12 protein-coding genes are annotated in these 15,351 nt (G+C 60.7%); 8 read left to right on the top strand and 4 right to left on the bottom strand.

Annotated features, from left to right (window positions below; translation table 11 throughout):
* Positions 1-14 precede the first annotated feature (14 nt).
* Together PFU01S_RS08930 and azu are read left to right on the top strand one after the other, a co-directional pair.
* Positions 15-2,315 (top strand): YgiQ family radical SAM protein, encoded by a 2,301-nt coding sequence (locus PFU01S_RS08930; RefSeq protein WP_027913943.1) that lies wholly within the window; start codon positions 15-17, stop codon positions 2,313-2,315.
* 363 nt (positions 2,316-2,678) lie between these two features.
* Positions 2,679-3,128, top strand: a complete 450-nt coding sequence (gene azu, locus PFU01S_RS08925; protein ID WP_028687882.1) for an azurin — start codon at positions 2,679-2,681, stop codon at positions 3,126-3,128.
* Between the two features lie 55 nt (positions 3,129-3,183).
* Here azu and nadE read toward each other — a convergent pair whose 3' ends face one another.
* Together nadE and pncB are read right to left on the bottom strand one after the other, a co-directional pair.
* The gene (gene nadE, locus PFU01S_RS08920) at positions 3,184-4,011 is read right to left on the bottom strand and encodes an NAD(+) synthase (RefSeq protein ID WP_028687883.1); all 828 of its coding nucleotides are present in this window, start codon (positions 4,009-4,011) and stop codon (positions 3,184-3,186) included.
* 4 nt (positions 4,012-4,015) lie between these two features.
* Positions 4,016-5,221, bottom strand: coding sequence for a nicotinate phosphoribosyltransferase (gene pncB, locus PFU01S_RS08915; protein ID WP_027913940.1), 1,206 nt, complete (start codon positions 5,219-5,221; stop codon positions 4,016-4,018).
* A 485-nt stretch (positions 5,222-5,706) separates the two neighbouring features.
* Here pncB and PFU01S_RS08910 point away from each other — a divergent pair, with 485 nt between their 5' ends.
* The 6 genes from PFU01S_RS08910 to PFU01S_RS08885 all read left to right on the top strand — a co-directional run bounded on the left by PFU01S_RS08910 (position 5,707) and on the right by PFU01S_RS08885 (position 12,215).
* Positions 5,707-6,843: a branched-chain amino acid ABC transporter substrate-binding protein gene (locus tag PFU01S_RS08910; RefSeq protein ID WP_023532927.1), complete on the top strand. Its 1,137-nt coding sequence runs from the start codon at positions 5,707-5,709 to the stop codon at positions 6,841-6,843.
* A gap of 155 nt (positions 6,844-6,998) precedes the next feature.
* Positions 6,999-7,913 carry an ABC transporter permease subunit gene (locus PFU01S_RS08905; RefSeq protein WP_023533025.1) on the top strand — a complete coding sequence of 305 codons (915 nt, stop codon included), beginning with the start codon at positions 6,999-7,001 and terminating at the stop codon, positions 7,911-7,913.
* Positions 7,914-7,915: 2 nt separating this feature from the next.
* A complete protein-coding gene (gene livM, locus PFU01S_RS08900) occupies positions 7,916-9,217 on the top strand; it encodes a high-affinity branched-chain amino acid ABC transporter permease LivM (RefSeq protein WP_023532919.1) in 1,302 nt (433 codons plus the stop codon).
* A complete protein-coding gene (locus tag PFU01S_RS08895) occupies positions 9,214-10,089 on the top strand; it encodes an ABC transporter ATP-binding protein (RefSeq protein WP_023532980.1) in 876 nt (291 codons plus the stop codon). The genes livM and PFU01S_RS08895 overlap by 4 nt, the downstream gene beginning before the upstream one ends.
* A complete protein-coding gene (locus PFU01S_RS08890; protein WP_023532899.1) occupies positions 10,086-10,802 on the top strand; it encodes an ABC transporter ATP-binding protein in 717 nt (238 codons plus the stop codon). The genes PFU01S_RS08895 and PFU01S_RS08890 overlap by 4 nt, the downstream gene beginning before the upstream one ends.
* Positions 10,803-11,447: 645 nt before the next feature.
* Positions 11,448-12,215, top strand: coding sequence for an SDR family oxidoreductase (locus PFU01S_RS08885; protein ID WP_027913938.1), 768 nt, complete (start codon positions 11,448-11,450; stop codon positions 12,213-12,215).
* Between the two features lie 1,282 nt (positions 12,216-13,497).
* On the opposite strand, the gene PFU01S_RS08880 is transcribed toward PFU01S_RS08885, so the two are convergent.
* Positions 13,498-14,598: an AGE family epimerase/isomerase gene (locus PFU01S_RS08880; RefSeq protein ID WP_028687185.1), complete on the bottom strand. Its 1,101-nt coding sequence runs from the start codon at positions 14,596-14,598 to the stop codon at positions 13,498-13,500.
* 62 nt (positions 14,599-14,660) lie between these two features.
* Positions 14,661-15,293: a TetR family transcriptional regulator gene (locus tag PFU01S_RS08875; RefSeq protein WP_027915307.1), complete on the bottom strand. Its 633-nt coding sequence runs from the start codon at positions 15,291-15,293 to the stop codon at positions 14,661-14,663.
* Positions 15,294-15,351 lie beyond the last annotated feature (58 nt).

Raw genomic sequence — 15,351 nt, 5'->3', positions numbered from 1 at the left:
AGCCGGTCACTGATATGCAAGCAGCCAAACCACTTTACGATTATCCCAAGTACTGGGCCGAATGCTTCGGGCCAGCACCTTTCCTGCCAATGAGCAGGGAGGAGATGGATCTGCTCGGTTGGGATTCCTGCGACATCATCATCGTGACCGGCGACGCCTACGTCGACCATCCGTCGTTTGGCATGGCCATCATTGGCCGGTTGCTGGAAGCCCAGGGTTTTCGCGTGGGCATCATCGCCCAGCCGAACTGGCAGTCCAAAGACGACTTCATGAAGCTTGGCGAGCCCAACCTGTTCTTCGGTGTGGCTGCCGGCAACATGGACTCGATGATCAACCGCTACACCGCCGACAAGAAGATCCGTTCCGACGACGCCTACACCCCGGGCGGCCTGGCGGGCAGCCGGCCTGACCGTGCCAGCCTGGTGTACAGCCAGCGTTGCAAGGAAGCCTACAAGCACGTGCCCATCGTGCTGGGCGGCATCGAGGCCTCGTTGCGCCGCATCGCGCACTACGACTATTGGCAGGACAAGGTGCGCCACTCGATCCTGATCGACGCCAGCGCCGATATCCTCCTGTTCGGCAACGCCGAGCGTGCCGTGGTCGAGGTGGCGCAACGGCTGTCCAACGGCGAGAAGATCGAATCGATCACCGACGTGCGTGGCACGGCCTTCGTGCGGCGGGACACCCCTGACGGCTGGTTCGAAATCGACTCTACCCGTATCGATCGTCCGGGGCGTGTCGACAAGATCATCAACCCGTACGTCAACACCCAGGACACCCAGGCCTGCGCCATCGAACAAGCCAAGGGCGACCAGGAAGACCCGAACGAAGCCAAGGTGGTGCAGATCCTCGACAGCCCGCGCGTGACGCGTGAGAAGTCGGTGATTCGCCTGCCGTCGTTCGAAAAGGTGCGTAACGACCCGGTCCTGTATGCGCACGCTAACCGTGTGCTGCACCTGGAGACCAACCCAGGCAACGCCCGCGCCTTGGTGCAGAAACATGGCGAGGTGGACGTGTGGTTCAACCCACCGCCCATTCCCATGAGCACCGAGGAAATGGACTACGTGTTCGGCATGCCCTATGCGCGCGTACCGCACCCGGCCTATGGCAAGGAGCGCATCCCGGCCTATGAGATGATCCGCTTCTCGGTCAACATCATGCGCGGCTGCTTCGGCGGCTGTACGTTCTGCTCGATCACCGAGCACGAAGGGCGCATCATTCAGAACCGCTCGCACGAATCGATCCTCAACGAGATCGAGGAGATGCGCGACAAAGTGCCCGGCTTCACTGGCGTGGTATCGGACCTCGGCGGCCCCACCGCCAACATGTACCGTATCGCCTGCAAGAGCCCGGAAATCGAGAAGCATTGCCGCAAGCCTTCGTGCGTGTTCCCGGGCATCTGCGAGAACCTGAACACCGACCACAGCTCGTTGATCGAGCTGTATCGCAAGGCCCGTGCGCTGCCAGGCGTGAAGAAAATCCTCATCGCCTCGGGCCTGCGCTACGACTTGGCGGTGGAATCGCCGGAGTACGTCAAGGAGCTGGTAACCCACCACGTGGGCGGCTACCTCAAGATCGCCCCCGAGCACACCGAGCGTGGCCCGCTGGACAAGATGATGAAGCCGGGCATTGGCAGCTATGACCGCTTCAAGCGCATGTTCGAGAAGTTCTCCAAGGAGGCAGGCAAGGAGCAGTACCTGATCCCGTACTTCATCGCGGCGCACCCCGGCACCACCGACGAAGACATGATGAACCTGGCCTTGTGGCTCAAGGGCAACGGTTTCCGTGCCGACCAGGTGCAGGCGTTCTACCCCTCGCCGATGGCGTCGGCCACCGCCATGTACCACTCGGGCAAGAACCCGTTGCGCAAGGTGACCTACAAGAGCGAGGGCGTGGACATCGTCAAGAGCGACGAGCAGCGTCGCTTGCACAAGGCGTTCTTGCGTTACCACGACCCCAAGGGCTGGCCAATGCTGCGCGAGGCGCTGCAGCGCATGGGGCGTGCCGACCTGATCGGGCCAGGCAAGCATCAGCTGATCCCGTTGCACCAGCCGCAATCCGATACCTACCAGAGCGCCCGGCGCAAGAACTCGACGCCAGCCGGTAGCCACAAGGTGGGCAAGGATCAGAAGATCCTGACCCAGCATTCCGGCCTGCCGCCGCGCGCCAGCGATGGCAGCAAGCCATGGGACAAGCGCGAGAAGGCCAAGGCGGAGGCGTTCGCCCGCAACCAGCAAGCGGCCAAGGAGCGCAAGGAGTCGGCCAAGGGTGGCAAAGGCGGGAAAAAGCCGCGTCAGCCAGTCATTCCACGCTGAAACCCCGGGCCGCCTGGCGGCCCCTCCTTCAGCGACTACCGGTTACTCGATCACTGCACATCGACATCATTCCGGGCATCACTCGGGGCGCGAGAACTCGCAGATCGCGCCTGTGGCAGCGTGGGCATAGGCAGCGAGCAGGCTGTTCAAGAAACTGGACATGGGCATTTGGTACTGCTCCTAAATGAGAGGTTGTCCCATCGTCTATTAAAAGGGCATGATGTGCCCTTAGATTGGTTGTATACAATCCATTGAACAATTCAACTGGCTGGCCCATTGACATCCCCTTGACGCACGTCACCCAGGGGCTGGACGGTTTCAGGCAGTCTCGCTGTTGATAAAACCCTGCCAAGGAGATTCACGATGTTTGCGAAAGCTGTAGCGGTATCCCTGCTGACCCTCGCCAGCGCCTCTGTCTTCGCAGCCGAGTGCTCGGTAACTGTCGATTCGACTGACCAGATGTCCTTCAGCACCAAGGAAATCACGGTCGACAAGAGCTGTAAGGAATTCACCGTCAAACTCACTCACTCCGGCAGCATGCCGAAGAACGTCATGGGCCATAACCTGGTTATCAGCAAGACGGCCGACATGCCGGGCATTGCCACCGAAGGCATGAGCCAGGGTCTGGAAAAGGACTACATCAAGGCTGACAACGCCGCCATCATCGCCCATACCAAGATGATCGGCGCGCCAGAGAAGGAAACCGAAGTGACGTTCGACGCCACCAAGCTTGCAGCAGACGGCGACTACAGCTTCTTCTGCACCTTCCCAGGCCATATCTCGATGATGAAGGGCAAAGTCGTGGTCAAGTGATTTGACCGCGCGCTAGAACACGAACTGGGGCCGCAACGCGGCCCCAGTTGCGTATTCAAGGGGCGAACGGCAGTTCGCGCTTGTGCTGGGTCTTGCGGTAATTGGCAACGATGACATCGAAAGCGGCTTGATCGATTTCCTGGCCATGCAGGAATGCATCGATTTGCTGGTAGGTGACCCCATGCGCTGCTTCGTCTGGCTTGCCCGGGTCGAGGTCTTCGAGGTCAGCGGTAGGCACTTTCTCCACCAGTGACTCCGGCGCTCCAAAATGCCGCGCGATGGCGCGTACCTGATGCTTGACCAGGCCACTGAGCGGCGCCAGGTCGCAGGCGCCGTCGCCGAACTTGGTATAAAAGCCCATGACCGCTTCGGCCGCATGGTCGGTGCCGATCACCAGACCTGCGCGCGCGCCTGCGATGGTGTACTGGGCAACCATGCGCATCCTGGCTTTGATGTTACCCACCACGAAATCCACAAGCGTGGGCGAGCCGTTTTTCAACGCCTGCGTTTCGCCTGCCAGTGCCTTGACGGCCGGGGCGATGTCGATGGTATGCGTCTCGTCCGGCTTGATGACCTCCAGGCACGCCTGTGCATCATGCTCATCGTGCTGGACATGATAGGGCAGGCGCACGGCGATGAAGGTGTAGCCCTTGTCACCGGTTTCTTCACGCAACTCGTTGATCGCGCGCTGGGCGAGCAGGGCTGCGGTAAGCGAATCGACGCCGCCGCTGATGCCCAGTACCAGGGTCTTGAGCCTTGCATTGGCCAGGCAGTCCTTGATGAACGCTACCCGCCGGGTCACTTCGGCCTCGAGGGCGGCAGCGTCGGCGAACGGCGGTTGTACCTTGAGTGCCTGGGCAATCTCTTGCTGAACCGCTTGCATGGGGTTACTCCTTGCTGGGAACTTTGAAAACGTGACGTAGGTAAGTGACGAAGTTTTCGTCACGACACTGGGTCTTGGCCGCTTCGTCTGAAATCTTGGCCACCGGTGCGCCGTTGCAATCGGTCATCTTCAGCACGATGCTCATTGGCGTTACGCCCGGAATGTCGCAGGTCAGGTTGGTGCCGATACCGAAGCTTACGTTGATGCGACCACGCAGGGCACGGAAGATTTCCAGCGCCCGTGGCAGGTTCAGCCCATCGGAAAACACGAGCGTCTTGGTCATCGGATCGATGCCCAGGTGCTGATAGTGAGCAATGGCTTTTTCGGCCCAGAGCACAGGGTCGCCGGAGTCGTGGCGCAGCCCATCGAAGAGCTTGGCGAAGTACAGGTCGAAATCGCCCAGGAAAGCATCCATGGTCACGCAGTCGGTCAAGGCGATGCCCAGCAACCCTCGGTATTCACGCACCCAGCAATCGAGCGCGGCGATCTGGCTGTCGATCAACCGCGGGCCCAGCTGTTGGTGGGCCATGATCCATTCATGAGCCATGGTGCCCAGCGGCTTGATGTCGAGCTTCCAGGCCAGGTCCACGTTGCTGGTCCCGACGAAGCGGGCCGGGAAGTCATCGCGCAACACGCGCACCACGTCCTCCTGCACGCGGCTGGAGAAACGCCGGCGGGTACCAAAGTCAGCGACCTGCATTTCGGCCAGTTCATCGGTGCTGGCGTTGGCGCGCAGCCAATCGAATTTACGGTAAAGCTGATCCCGGGCAGCGGCCAGGCGCATGTGCGGGTGCAGCGAACGGTTGCGCACCTCGCTGATGATGGCGAGCAGAGGCACTTCGAACAGGATCACATGCAGCCACGGCCCCTTGAGGCGCAGCACCAGCTGACCGTCGTCGATACCCAGGTGCACGTAGCGCAGGTTGAAGCGGAACAACCTTAGAAAGCGCAGGAAATCGGGCTTGAGAAAGCTGATGCGCTCCAGGAAGGCGAGTTGGCCGTTATCCAGCGTCAGTTCGGCAAGCTGTTCGAGTTGCTGGCGAATGTCGTGCAGGTAGGGACGCAGGTCCTCGCCATTGCGGCAGCGAAACTCCCATTCGACATCGGCGTCAGGGTAGTTGTGGAGCACGCCCTGCATCATGGTGAGCTTGTAGAAATCGGTGTCGAGCAGGTTATGCACGATGCGCTCGGCGAATGCGCTCTCGCTCATCAGGGTGGCTCCAGAAACGGCAATAGGCGGTCATTGTGCCAGTCTTTGACATGCCGATGTGATTGCGACGCCGACCCTGCGGCGAAGCAGCGCGAAACCTTTCAGAAGAATCTGAATACGGTGTCGTACCGGCCAAACCGGACGGCGTTACGTTGCGTGTCGAGTGTAGTTACGGTGCGGGCTGTAGCAGTCACGCACCAGCGGTGTGCAGTTCGGTGACGTTAATTGTTACAGGTCGGTTGCCCATTGGCCTGTGCGCCAGTTGCAACACCCTGACGGTGCGGTAGCCCTGCGCCGCGATAATCGGTGCTACCAGAGGTGGGATAGACGGTTGCACGCTCAATAAAGAAACGGGCAGTGCCCGCCCGCCACGATATGCACGGTGGGGTTTGAAGATGATGCGAATCTAATGGCACGGCCCTTGCTCAGAGCACAGGGCTGAGTCGTTGTAGTGCCAATCAAAAAAACTCTAGGAGCACCACCTCATGTCGCAGACGTTTTACAAGAAAGGTTTCCTGGCCCTGGCCGTTGCCACGGCCCTGGGTGTTTCTTCGTATGTACAGGCCGACGTCAAGATCGGTGTCGCAGGCCCGATGACCGGTGCCAACGCAGCGTTTGGCGAGCAATACATGAAAGGTGCGCAGGCAGCGGCTGACAAGATCAACGCAGCCGGTGGGGTCAATGGCGAGAAGATCGTGCTGGTCAAAGGCGACGACGCCTGCGAACCCAAGCAGGCCGTGTCTGTGGCGAACCGGCTGGTTGACCAGGACAAGGTCATTGGCGTGGTAGGGCATTTCTGCTCCTCCAATACCATTCCGGCATCCGAGGTGTACGACGAAGCAGGCGTCATCGCCATCACGCCAGGCTCGACCAACCCGCAGGTCACCGAGCGCGGGCTGTCGGCCATGTTCCGCATGTGCGGGCGTGACGACCAGCAGGGCGTCGTCGCCGGCAACTATATCGTCGATGTACTCAAGGGCCAGAAAGTGGCCGTATTGCACGACAAGGACACCTACGGCCAGGGGTTGGCCGATGCGACCAAGGCACAACTGGAAAAACGCGGCGTCAAGCCCGTGCTGTACGAGGGCCTGACTCGAGGCGAGAAAGACTTCAGCGCCATCGTCACCAAGATCCGCTCCACCGGCGCCGACGTGGTCTATTTCGGTGGCCTGCACCCGGAGGCCGGCCCCCTGGTACGTCAGCTGCGTGAGCAAGGGCTCAAGGACGTGAGGTTCATGTCCGACGACGGCATCGTCACCGACGAACTGGTGTCCACGGCAGGCGGGGCGCAGTACGTCGATGGCGTCTACATGACCTTTGGCGCCGACCCGCGTCAATTGCCGGACAGCAAGGCGGTGGTCGAGGAATTCCGTAAAGGCGGCACCGAGCCCGAAGGCTACACCCTCTACGCCTATGCCTCGTTGCAGGCACTGGCGGCCGCGTTCAACGGCGCCAAGTCCAACAAGGGCGAAGACGCGGCCAAGTGGTTGAAGGCCAACCCTGTGCAGACGGTAATGGGTGAGAAGAAGTGGGACAGCAAGGGTGACCTGACGGTGTCGGACTATGTGGTCTACCAGTGGGACAAGGACGGCAAGTACCACCAGCTGGAAAAACAACAATAACAACGGCTCCAGGCCCCGGGCGCAAGCTCCGGGGCCGGGCCCCGCGGTACCCGTCTTTATCCGAAGATCAGCACAGTGCTGCAGCGCCATGGCTGCCTGGTACCGGGCCCTGCGTGGGCAGCACCGGTGCGATCTCGATCAGGTGAGATTGCGTTATGGATGGTATTTTCCTGCAGCAACTGGTCAACGGCCTGACCCTCGGGTCGGTCTACGGCCTGATCGCCATCGGCTACACAATGGTCTATGGCATCATCGGCATGATCAACTTCGCGCACGGCGAGGTGTATATGATTTCCGCCTACCTGGCGGCGATCAGCCTGGCATTGCTGGCCTATTTCGGCGTCGAATCCTTCCCCCTGCTGATGTTGGGCACCTTGTTGTTCACCATTGTGGTGACCGGGGTATACGGCTTCACCATCGAGCGCATCGCTTACAAACCCTTGCGCAACTCCACCCGCCTGGCGCCGCTCATCAGCGCCATCGGCATTTCCCTGATCCTGCAGAACTACGCGCAGATCAGCCAAGGTGCGCGGCAACAGGGGGTACCTACCCTGCTTGAAGGCGCCTGGCGCGTCGAGGTGGGCAGCGGTTTCGTGCAACTGACCTACACCAAGATCTTTATCCTGGTGGCGGCCTTCGTTGGCATGGGCCTGCTGACCTACGTGATCAAGTACACCAAGCTCGGGCGCATGTGCCGCGCGACCCAGCAGGACCGCAAGATGGCGTCGATCCTGGGCATCAACACCGACCGGGTAATTTCCTACGTGTTCGTCATCGGTGCCGTGATGGCGGCGCTGGCCGGCGTACTGATCACCATGAACTACGGCACCTTCGACTTCTATGCCGGCTTCATCATCGGCATCAAGGCCTTCACCGCTGCAGTGCTCGGTGGCATCGGCTCACTGCCTGGCGCCATGCTCGGCGGCATCATCCTCGGCATCTCCGAATCGCTGTTCTCCGGGCTGATCAACTCGGACTACAAGGACGTATTCAGCTTCTCGCTGCTGGTACTGATCCTTATCTTCCGCCCCCAAGGCCTGCTGGGTCGCCCACTCGTGGCTAAGGTGTGACCATGTCCGTTGCCAAATCCGTATCCGTTCCCCAAAAGACAGGTTTCGATCTCAAGCGCAGCGTAGTGGAAACCCTGGTTGCAGGGCTGCTGGCGCTCATCGTGTTCGGCCCGGTCGTCGGTGTGGTGCTCGACGGCTACAGCTTCAACGCCGAACCGCGGCGTGTGGCGTGGCTGGTCGGCGGCGTGATGCTCGGGCGCTTCCTGCTCAGCCTTTACCTGCAAACCGCTGCCGGTCGGCGCATGCTGCAAGGCTTCGACAATGGCGGTTCAGGCGTGCATGTGAACCCGCCGGACTACAAGTCGCGGCTGCGCTACATCATTCCTGCGCTCATCGTGATCGCCATCGTCTTCCCGATCTTTGCCAACAAGTACCTGCTGACGGTGGTGATCCTCGGGCTGATCTATGTGCTGCTTGGTCTCGGCCTGAATATCGTGGTTGGCCTGGCCGGGCTGCTGGACCTGGGTTATGTCGCGTTCTATGCCATCGGTGCCTATGGCCTGGCGCTGGGCTACCAGTACCTGGGGCTTGGCTTCTGGAGCGTGCTGCCCCTGGCGGCCATTGCCGCAGCGCTGGCCGGGTGCATCCTGGGCTTTCCAGTGTTGCGCATGCACGGTGATTACCTGGCCATCGTCACCCTGGGTTTTGGCGAAATCATTCGCCTGGTGCTCAACAACTGGCTGTCGTTCACCGGTGGGCCGAATGGCATGCCGGCCCCGGCGCCGACGTTCCTCGGCCTGGAGTTCGGTCGGCGGGCCAAGGACGGGGGCGTGCCCATCCACGAGTTCATGGGTATCGATTACAACCCCAATCTCAAGTTCGTGTTCATCTACGCGGTGCTGTTTTTGGTGGTGCTGGCCGTGCTGTACATCAAGCACAGGCTGACACGCATGCCGGTAGGTCGAGCATGGGAGGCCCTGCGCGAAGACGAGATCGCCTGCCGCTCCATGGGGCTCAATCATGTGCTGGTCAAGCTCTCGGCGTTTACCCTGGGCGCCTCGACTGCGGGGCTGGCGGGGGTGTTCTTCGCCACCTACCAAGGCTTCGTCAACCCGTCCTCGTTCACCTTCTTCGAGTCAGCGCTGATCCTGGCCATCGTCGTACTGGGCGGCATGGGCTCGACGGTCGGCGTGGTGATTGCCGCGTTCGTGCTCACCGTTGCGCCAGAACTGCTGCGCAGCTTCTCCGAGTATCGGGTACTGCTGTTTGGGGTGCTGATGGTGCTGATGATGATCTGGCGACCGCGCGGGCTGATCCGCATCAGCCGGTCCGGTGTGACCCCGCGTAAAGGAGTGGCGCCATGAGCGACGACATCATTCTTTCGGTAGACCACCTGATGATGCAGTTCGGTGGCATCAAGGCGCTCAGCGATGTGAGCCTGAAAGTCAGGCGCAATCAGATCTTCGCCCTGATCGGCCCCAATGGCGCAGGCAAGACCACGGTGTTCAACTGCCTGACCGGCTTCTACAAGCCCAGCGGCGGACGAATCGAGCTCAATGCACGGGGTAGCCATACCAACGTCATTCAGTTGCTGGGCGAGCGCTTCCAGGCGGCGGACTTCGTCTCGCCATCACGGTTCGCCAGCCGGCTGTACTACAAGATGTTCGGCGGCACCCACCTGGTCAACCGGGCCGGTCTGGCCCGGACGTTCCAGAACATCCGGCTATTCAAGGAGATGTCTGTCGTCGAGAACCTGCTGGTGGCCCAACACATGTGGGTCAACCGCAACCTGTTGGCTGGCGTGCTCAACACCAAGGGGTATCGCAAGGCCGAGAGCGACGCGCTGGACCATGCCTTCTACTGGCTGGAGGTGGTGGACCTGGTCGACTGCGCCAATCGCCTGGCCGGCGAACTGTCCTACGGCCAGCAGCGACGCCTGGAAATCGCCCGTGCCATGTGCACCCGCCCCAAGGTGATCTGCCTGGACGAACCTGCCGCGGGCTTGAACCCTCAGGAGACCGAAGCGTTGAGCCGCATGGTGCGGGTCCTGCGCGACGAGCATGACATCACCGTGGTGCTGATCGAGCATGACATGGGCATGGTCATGAGCATTTCCGACCACATCGTCGTGCTGGACCACGGCAACGTGATCGCCGAGGGCGCGCCTCAGGATATCCGCAACAACCCGACAGTGATCGCTGCCTATCTGGGTGCCGACGAAGAGGAGCTGATATGACTGCACCCATTCTGGAATTGAAGGACCTGGATGTGTTCTACGGCCCCATCCAGGCCCTGAAGCAGGTGTCCATGCACATCGACGAAGGTGAGACGGTGAGCCTGATCGGTGCCAACGGGGCGGGCAAGTCCACCTTGTTGATGTCCATTTTCGGGCAGCCCCGCGCCGCTTCCGGCCAGATCATCTACCGGGGCACCGACATCACCCGCAAGTCCTCGCACTACATTGCCGCCAACGGCATCGCCCAGTCGCCGGAAGGGCGGCGGGTGTTCCCGGACATGAGTGTCGAAGAAAACCTGATGATGGGCACCATCCCCATCGGCGACAAGCATGCCGACGAGGACATGCAGCGGATGTATACGTTGTTTCCACGTTTGAAGGAGCGACGCAATCAGCGCGCCATGACCATGTCGGGGGGCGAGCAGCAGATGCTGGCCATCGCCCGCGCCTTGATGAGCCGGCCTCGGCTGCTGCTTCTGGATGAGCCTTCGCTCGGGCTGGCGCCCATCGTCGTCAAACAAATCTTCGCCACCCTGCGCGAGCTGGCCAAGACGGGCATGACCATCTTTCTGGTCGAGCAGAACGCCAACCACGCGTTGAAGCTGTCGGACCGGGCTTACGTGATGGTCAACGGGCAGATACGCATGACGGGTACGGGCCAGGAGTTGCTGGTCAATGAAGAGGTGCGCAGCGCTTACTTGGGCGGGCACTGAGCCCTGATGGTGTTCCAGCCCTGAGTCAATCGGGGCTGGTCAACGCTTCAAGGGACTGGCCTGCACGTTTCACCAGGCGGTGCCTGGTGTGGACAACTGCCACGGCCTCGGGCTTATGCACAGGCTCGAAGCGACTGGCCAACCTTTGTTACCCACAGCCTGATTTAGTCCACCGTTCGTGTGGAGGTGCCTGTGGAAAACATGGTGGCATCTTTCTCCAAGACAAGGAATTCAGGGGCTCCATAGACTTGATCGTTTTTTGATCAGGATCTAGCTGCATGACGATATCGCTACCTGACTAGTACTTTTCAAGGGTGATGTCATAAACCCGTACGCCTGTGGATAAGGTTGTGGAAAAGCGTTGGACAGACGTCTGGATGCGGCATGGGATAAAGGAATTGGCGCGGTTGAAAAAGGCAGGCGAGACCGTGTAAGGCTGAAAGGGTTCCGCCTGGTGCCGCAGTTGCCCCCAATTGGCGGGGAAAGGCTTGTGGATAAGGTGCTCATAGGTGGCTGTAGCCCAGTGTATATGCGGCCTTCAGTGTGTTGATCAAAAAACGATCAGTGCGCGTGACGACTTGCCCGGCGCATCGGGCACGGGCATGCTGCGGTTTCACCCAGGATCTCTTACGTGAGGAACACTGCATGACTTCGACCGTCTTCATCACAGGCGCCACGTCCGGCTTTGGCGAGGCCACTGCCCGCCGGTTTGCCGAGGCGGGCTGGAAGCTGGTGCTCACGGGGCGCCGCAAGGACCGCCTGGATGCCTTGTGTGCCGAATTGTCTGCGCAAACCGAAGTTCATGGCCTGGTGCTGGATGTGCGTGATCGCCAGGCGATGGAACAGGCCATCGCCACGTTGCCAGCGGGCTTCGACACGCTCCGCGCACTGGTCAACAACGCCGGGTTGGCGCTGGGGGTGGACGCTGCACAGCACTGCAGCCTCGACGACTGGGAAACCATGGTCGACACCAACATCAAGGGGCTGATCTACACCACGCGCTTGCTGCTGCCCCGCTTGATCGCCCACGGGCGGGGGGCATCCATTCTGAACGTGGGGTCGGTGGCGGGTAATTACCCCTATCCGGGCAGTAACGTTTATGGCGGTACCAAGGCGTTCGTGGGTCAGTTCTCGTTGAGCCTGCGCTGCGATTTGCGCGGTACTGGCGTGCGGGTGAGCAACATCGAGCCTGGCTTGTGCGAGAGCGAGTTCTCGCTGGTTCGGTTTGGCGGTGATCAGGCCAAGTACGATGCTACCTACGCGGGGGCCGAGCCGATCCAGCCGCAGGACATTGCCGAGACCATTTTCTGGATACTCAACCAGCCGGCGCATATCAACATCAATAGCCTGGAGTTGATGCCGGTTAGCCAGGACTGGGCTGGGTTCTCTATTGATCGCTCGGCGAAGGGGTAATTTGGGGTTTTGACCGGGGTGTATGACTGAGTTCTTCTCCACGGGCGAACCCCCGGCGAAATCCTGCCGCATTCGGAAGGGCTATTCGCGAACCTGAATGACCGTTGCCGTTGCCGTTGCCGTTGCCGTTGCCGTTGCCGTTGCTTTGGCTTTTGCTTCTAAGTGCGCGGTAGTCCAAGCGCAGCAGATCGCGACTTCAGGAGGCCGAGCGCAGGGCTTGCGGAGGGAGGTGACGGGCATGGATGCCCGTCAAGCGCTGGGCCCCAGGATGGGGCCTGCAGCGCGGTCCTCCCGGGAGCAAGCCCGGAGCGAGGGGACCCCGGAGCGGAGCGTAGGGGCCGGATGATAGGAGCAGGCGGTTTTTGCTTACTTTTTGCCAAGACAAAAAGTGAGCCGCCGTAAGGGCGGAAGGGTGACTGTGCGCCACCCGCGCCAATGAATACCAACTCGATATATGCGCCCACGCTTTGAAGTTTGAAGTTCGATGGGTTGGTGTGGGTATTGATAGAGACGCATAGTCCATTTGCGATGGCGACGCTTAATCACCTTTTCGCCCTTACGGCGAGTTACTTTTTGTCAAACGCCACAAAAAGTAACCAAAAAAGGCTGCGCTCCGTTCATACGGCCCCTACGCTGCGCTTCGGGGTTCCCTCACTCCGGTCTTGCTCCCGGGAGGACCGCGCTGTAGGCCCCATCCTGGGGCCCAGCGCTTGACAGGCATCCATGCCTGTCACCTCCCTCCGCAAGACCTGCGTTCGGCCTTCTGAAGTCGCGAAGATCAAAAGCAAGATCAAGATCAAGATCAACAGCGTCTGTAGTGGGGCTAATAATGTCTAAACTTGTCGCTATACATATCCCGTGTAGGAGCGGCCTTGTGCCGCGATGGGGCGCGCAGCGGCCCCAGTAGCAGCGATAATGCTTAAATCTAGGGGCCGCTGCGCGGCCCATCGCGGCCGGGCCGGCGCCCCGGCGAGGCCGCTCCTACATGAGGATTGAGGAGTGTTAAAGGAATGTGCAAGCGTTAACTAACGGGATGAAGTTATAGTTGCTGTTGCAAAAGCAGAGAGTTTTGAGCTTTGGTTATGTCATATTCCAAGTATTGGGCAGCACAATTAGCAGTACGGACATACGACGCCATTAAGTCAAAGACTTGATACCGTGGCAGCTCTTGAAACACTCGCCGTTGTACGTATTCCAATGACGAAAACGTGCCAGCGCCCTGGACGGCTCCAGGATCTGAGCCTCACTGCCCATTACGGTAACAACATTGCAGGCCCCGACCTCACCCCTCCAATCGCTTCAACCCTTCCAGGCAGGTGGCCAGATGATAAGGCGTAGTCGACGGCATATCATGCCGGCTGACATCGCCTTGCCCGTCCCGGCATTCATACCATCCCGCTTGCCGCAAGAACCGCCCCTGCAGGGCCTGCAACAGCTTGGGCAGCTTTACATCTGCATCAGGGCGCAATGCCAGGGCCCTGGCGTATTCGGCCTGTGCCCAGATCCGCTGAGTCGCATCCAGCACATGCCCTTGCACATCCAGCATCGCCAGCACCGCCTCGTCCTTCACGCCATGGTGCTCGGCAAAAACAAAGCCCCGCTCAATGGACGCATGCAACGCCGTCCCACGCAGCAGCGGCGAAGTGTGCAGCAAATAGAACCACTCGAACTGATGACCCGGCTCGAACCAGTTATCCACAGTGCCCCGGGGCTTTTCCAGCATCACCCCGTGGGCAGGGTCGATGAAGTGGGCCTGCATCGCTGTGCATAACTGTAGAAGCAATTGCTGCACAGCCTGATCATCACGCACGGCCAACACCTGCAAGAAGGCCTCTGCCAGGTGCATCTGCGGGTTTTGCAGCGCGCCACTGCCCAGGTTGCCCCAGTCTTCACCCAGACTGGCCTCGTACAAGCCATCATCCCGGGCAAAGCGATGCTCGATGACGTCCAGCGCACCAGCCAGGGTGGAGGCCACCAGGCTGTCGCGGACCTGGCCCCAATAGTGCGCGCAGGCGAAGACGATGAACGCGTGGGTATAGAGGTCCTTGCGTCGGTCCAGCGGTTTGCCCTGGGCGTCGATGCTGTAGAACCAGCCACCGTGCTCGGGGTCATGAAAGTGCTTTTGCAAGGAGCGGAACAATGCCGCGGCGCGTTCGGCCGCGCCCGGTTGACCGATGCGGCTGCTGAACAGGTACAACTGGCGTGCGCAAGCCATGGCCCGATAGCGCTGCACCGGCAGCGGCTGATGCTCGGCGTCCAGGGCCTCGTAAGGCAACGCCATCTCGGTGTTCCAACCTGGCCCCTGCCATAGGGGCACGATGCACGCGGCAAAGTGCTGATTGAAGCGGGTCAGTTCGGGCAGGGTAGGGCGGGGGTTGGACATCTTGGCGCTCGTCGCTGTCGGGCAGGGCGCCATGGTAGCAGAAGTCGGGTCTGCCGAGCCCGTCAGCCGGGGTTGCCGAGCCCTTGCCAGTGCCGCGCACCGACGAAAATGAAGCGCAGCTGCTGGGTGATCTTCTCCTGAGGGGTCAACGCCTGCGGCTCACCCCTTTCCGGCCTGTCGATCAATTCGGGCAAGGTGGCGAACACGGTCTTGACCACCAGGTCCGCCATGACGGTAAGCGCCGCATTGTCCAGGTGCTGCCAACGCTGCATCCGGGCCAGGTCGGTGGCCAGGTCAGCGGTAATGTTTTCCCGCAATTGGGCGATGGCCTGGCGCACGGGCTGCGACCCTCCGTACTGCTCCCGTGCCAGGAATAGAAACTGGGCGCGGTGGGCAGCGACTACATCGAGAAATATACGAACTGACGCATCCGTGATACCGCCCAGCTCGAACTCGTTGTGCCGCACCAGCCGGATGGTCTGGCGGAAGGTATCGTCCACCTCATTGACCAGTGCCAGGCCCAGTGCATCCATGTCCGGGAAATGCCGGTAGAAACCGGTGGGCACGATGCCGGCCGCCTTGGCCACTTCGCGCAAGCTGATGCTGCCAAAGCCACGACCACTCTCCATGAGCAGGCAGGCGGCATCGAGCAGGGCCTGGCGGGTCTGTAGCTTCTGTTCGGCACGCGGCAACATGATGCAGGTTTCTATAAAGGGTGGCTGGGCACTCTAGTTAAAAAAACGAAGCCCGGTC

The organism is Pseudomonas fulva NBRC 16637 = DSM 17717 (genome assembly GCF_000730565.1).
Classification (GTDB): Bacteria; Pseudomonadota; Gammaproteobacteria; order Pseudomonadales; family Pseudomonadaceae; genus Aquipseudomonas; species Aquipseudomonas fulva.
The sequence above is the reverse complement of the archived record's forward strand: the minus strand, read 5'-3'. Positions and strand labels throughout refer to the sequence as shown.

What these genes read in the sequence shown, in the direction of transcription:
- PFU01S_RS08930 (WP_027913943.1), top strand. Translation starts at nt 15, where the DNA reads ATGCAAGCAGCCAAACCACTTTACGATTATCCCAAGTACTGGGCCGAA.
- azu (WP_028687882.1), top strand. Translation starts at nt 2,679, where the DNA reads ATGTTTGCGAAAGCTGTAGCGGTATCCCTGCTGACCCTCGCCAGCGCC.
- nadE (WP_028687883.1), bottom strand. Translation starts at nt 4,011, where the DNA reads ATGCAAGCGGTTCAGCAAGAGATTGCCCAGGCACTCAAGGTACAACCG.
- pncB (WP_027913940.1), bottom strand. Translation starts at nt 5,221, where the DNA reads ATGAGCGAGAGCGCATTCGCCGAGCGCATCGTGCATAACCTGCTCGAC.
- PFU01S_RS08910 (WP_023532927.1), top strand. Translation starts at nt 5,707, where the DNA reads ATGTCGCAGACGTTTTACAAGAAAGGTTTCCTGGCCCTGGCCGTTGCC.
- PFU01S_RS08905 (WP_023533025.1), top strand. Translation starts at nt 6,999, where the DNA reads ATGGATGGTATTTTCCTGCAGCAACTGGTCAACGGCCTGACCCTCGGG.
- livM (WP_023532919.1), top strand. Translation starts at nt 7,916, where the DNA reads ATGTCCGTTGCCAAATCCGTATCCGTTCCCCAAAAGACAGGTTTCGAT.
- PFU01S_RS08895 (WP_023532980.1), top strand. Translation starts at nt 9,214, where the DNA reads ATGAGCGACGACATCATTCTTTCGGTAGACCACCTGATGATGCAGTTC.
- PFU01S_RS08890 (WP_023532899.1), top strand. Translation starts at nt 10,086, where the DNA reads ATGACTGCACCCATTCTGGAATTGAAGGACCTGGATGTGTTCTACGGC.
- PFU01S_RS08885 (WP_027913938.1), top strand. Translation starts at nt 11,448, where the DNA reads ATGACTTCGACCGTCTTCATCACAGGCGCCACGTCCGGCTTTGGCGAG.
- PFU01S_RS08880 (WP_028687185.1), bottom strand. Translation starts at nt 14,598, where the DNA reads ATGTCCAACCCCCGCCCTACCCTGCCCGAACTGACCCGCTTCAATCAG.
- PFU01S_RS08875 (WP_027915307.1), bottom strand. Translation starts at nt 15,293, where the DNA reads ATGTTGCCGCGTGCCGAACAGAAGCTACAGACCCGCCAGGCCCTGCTC.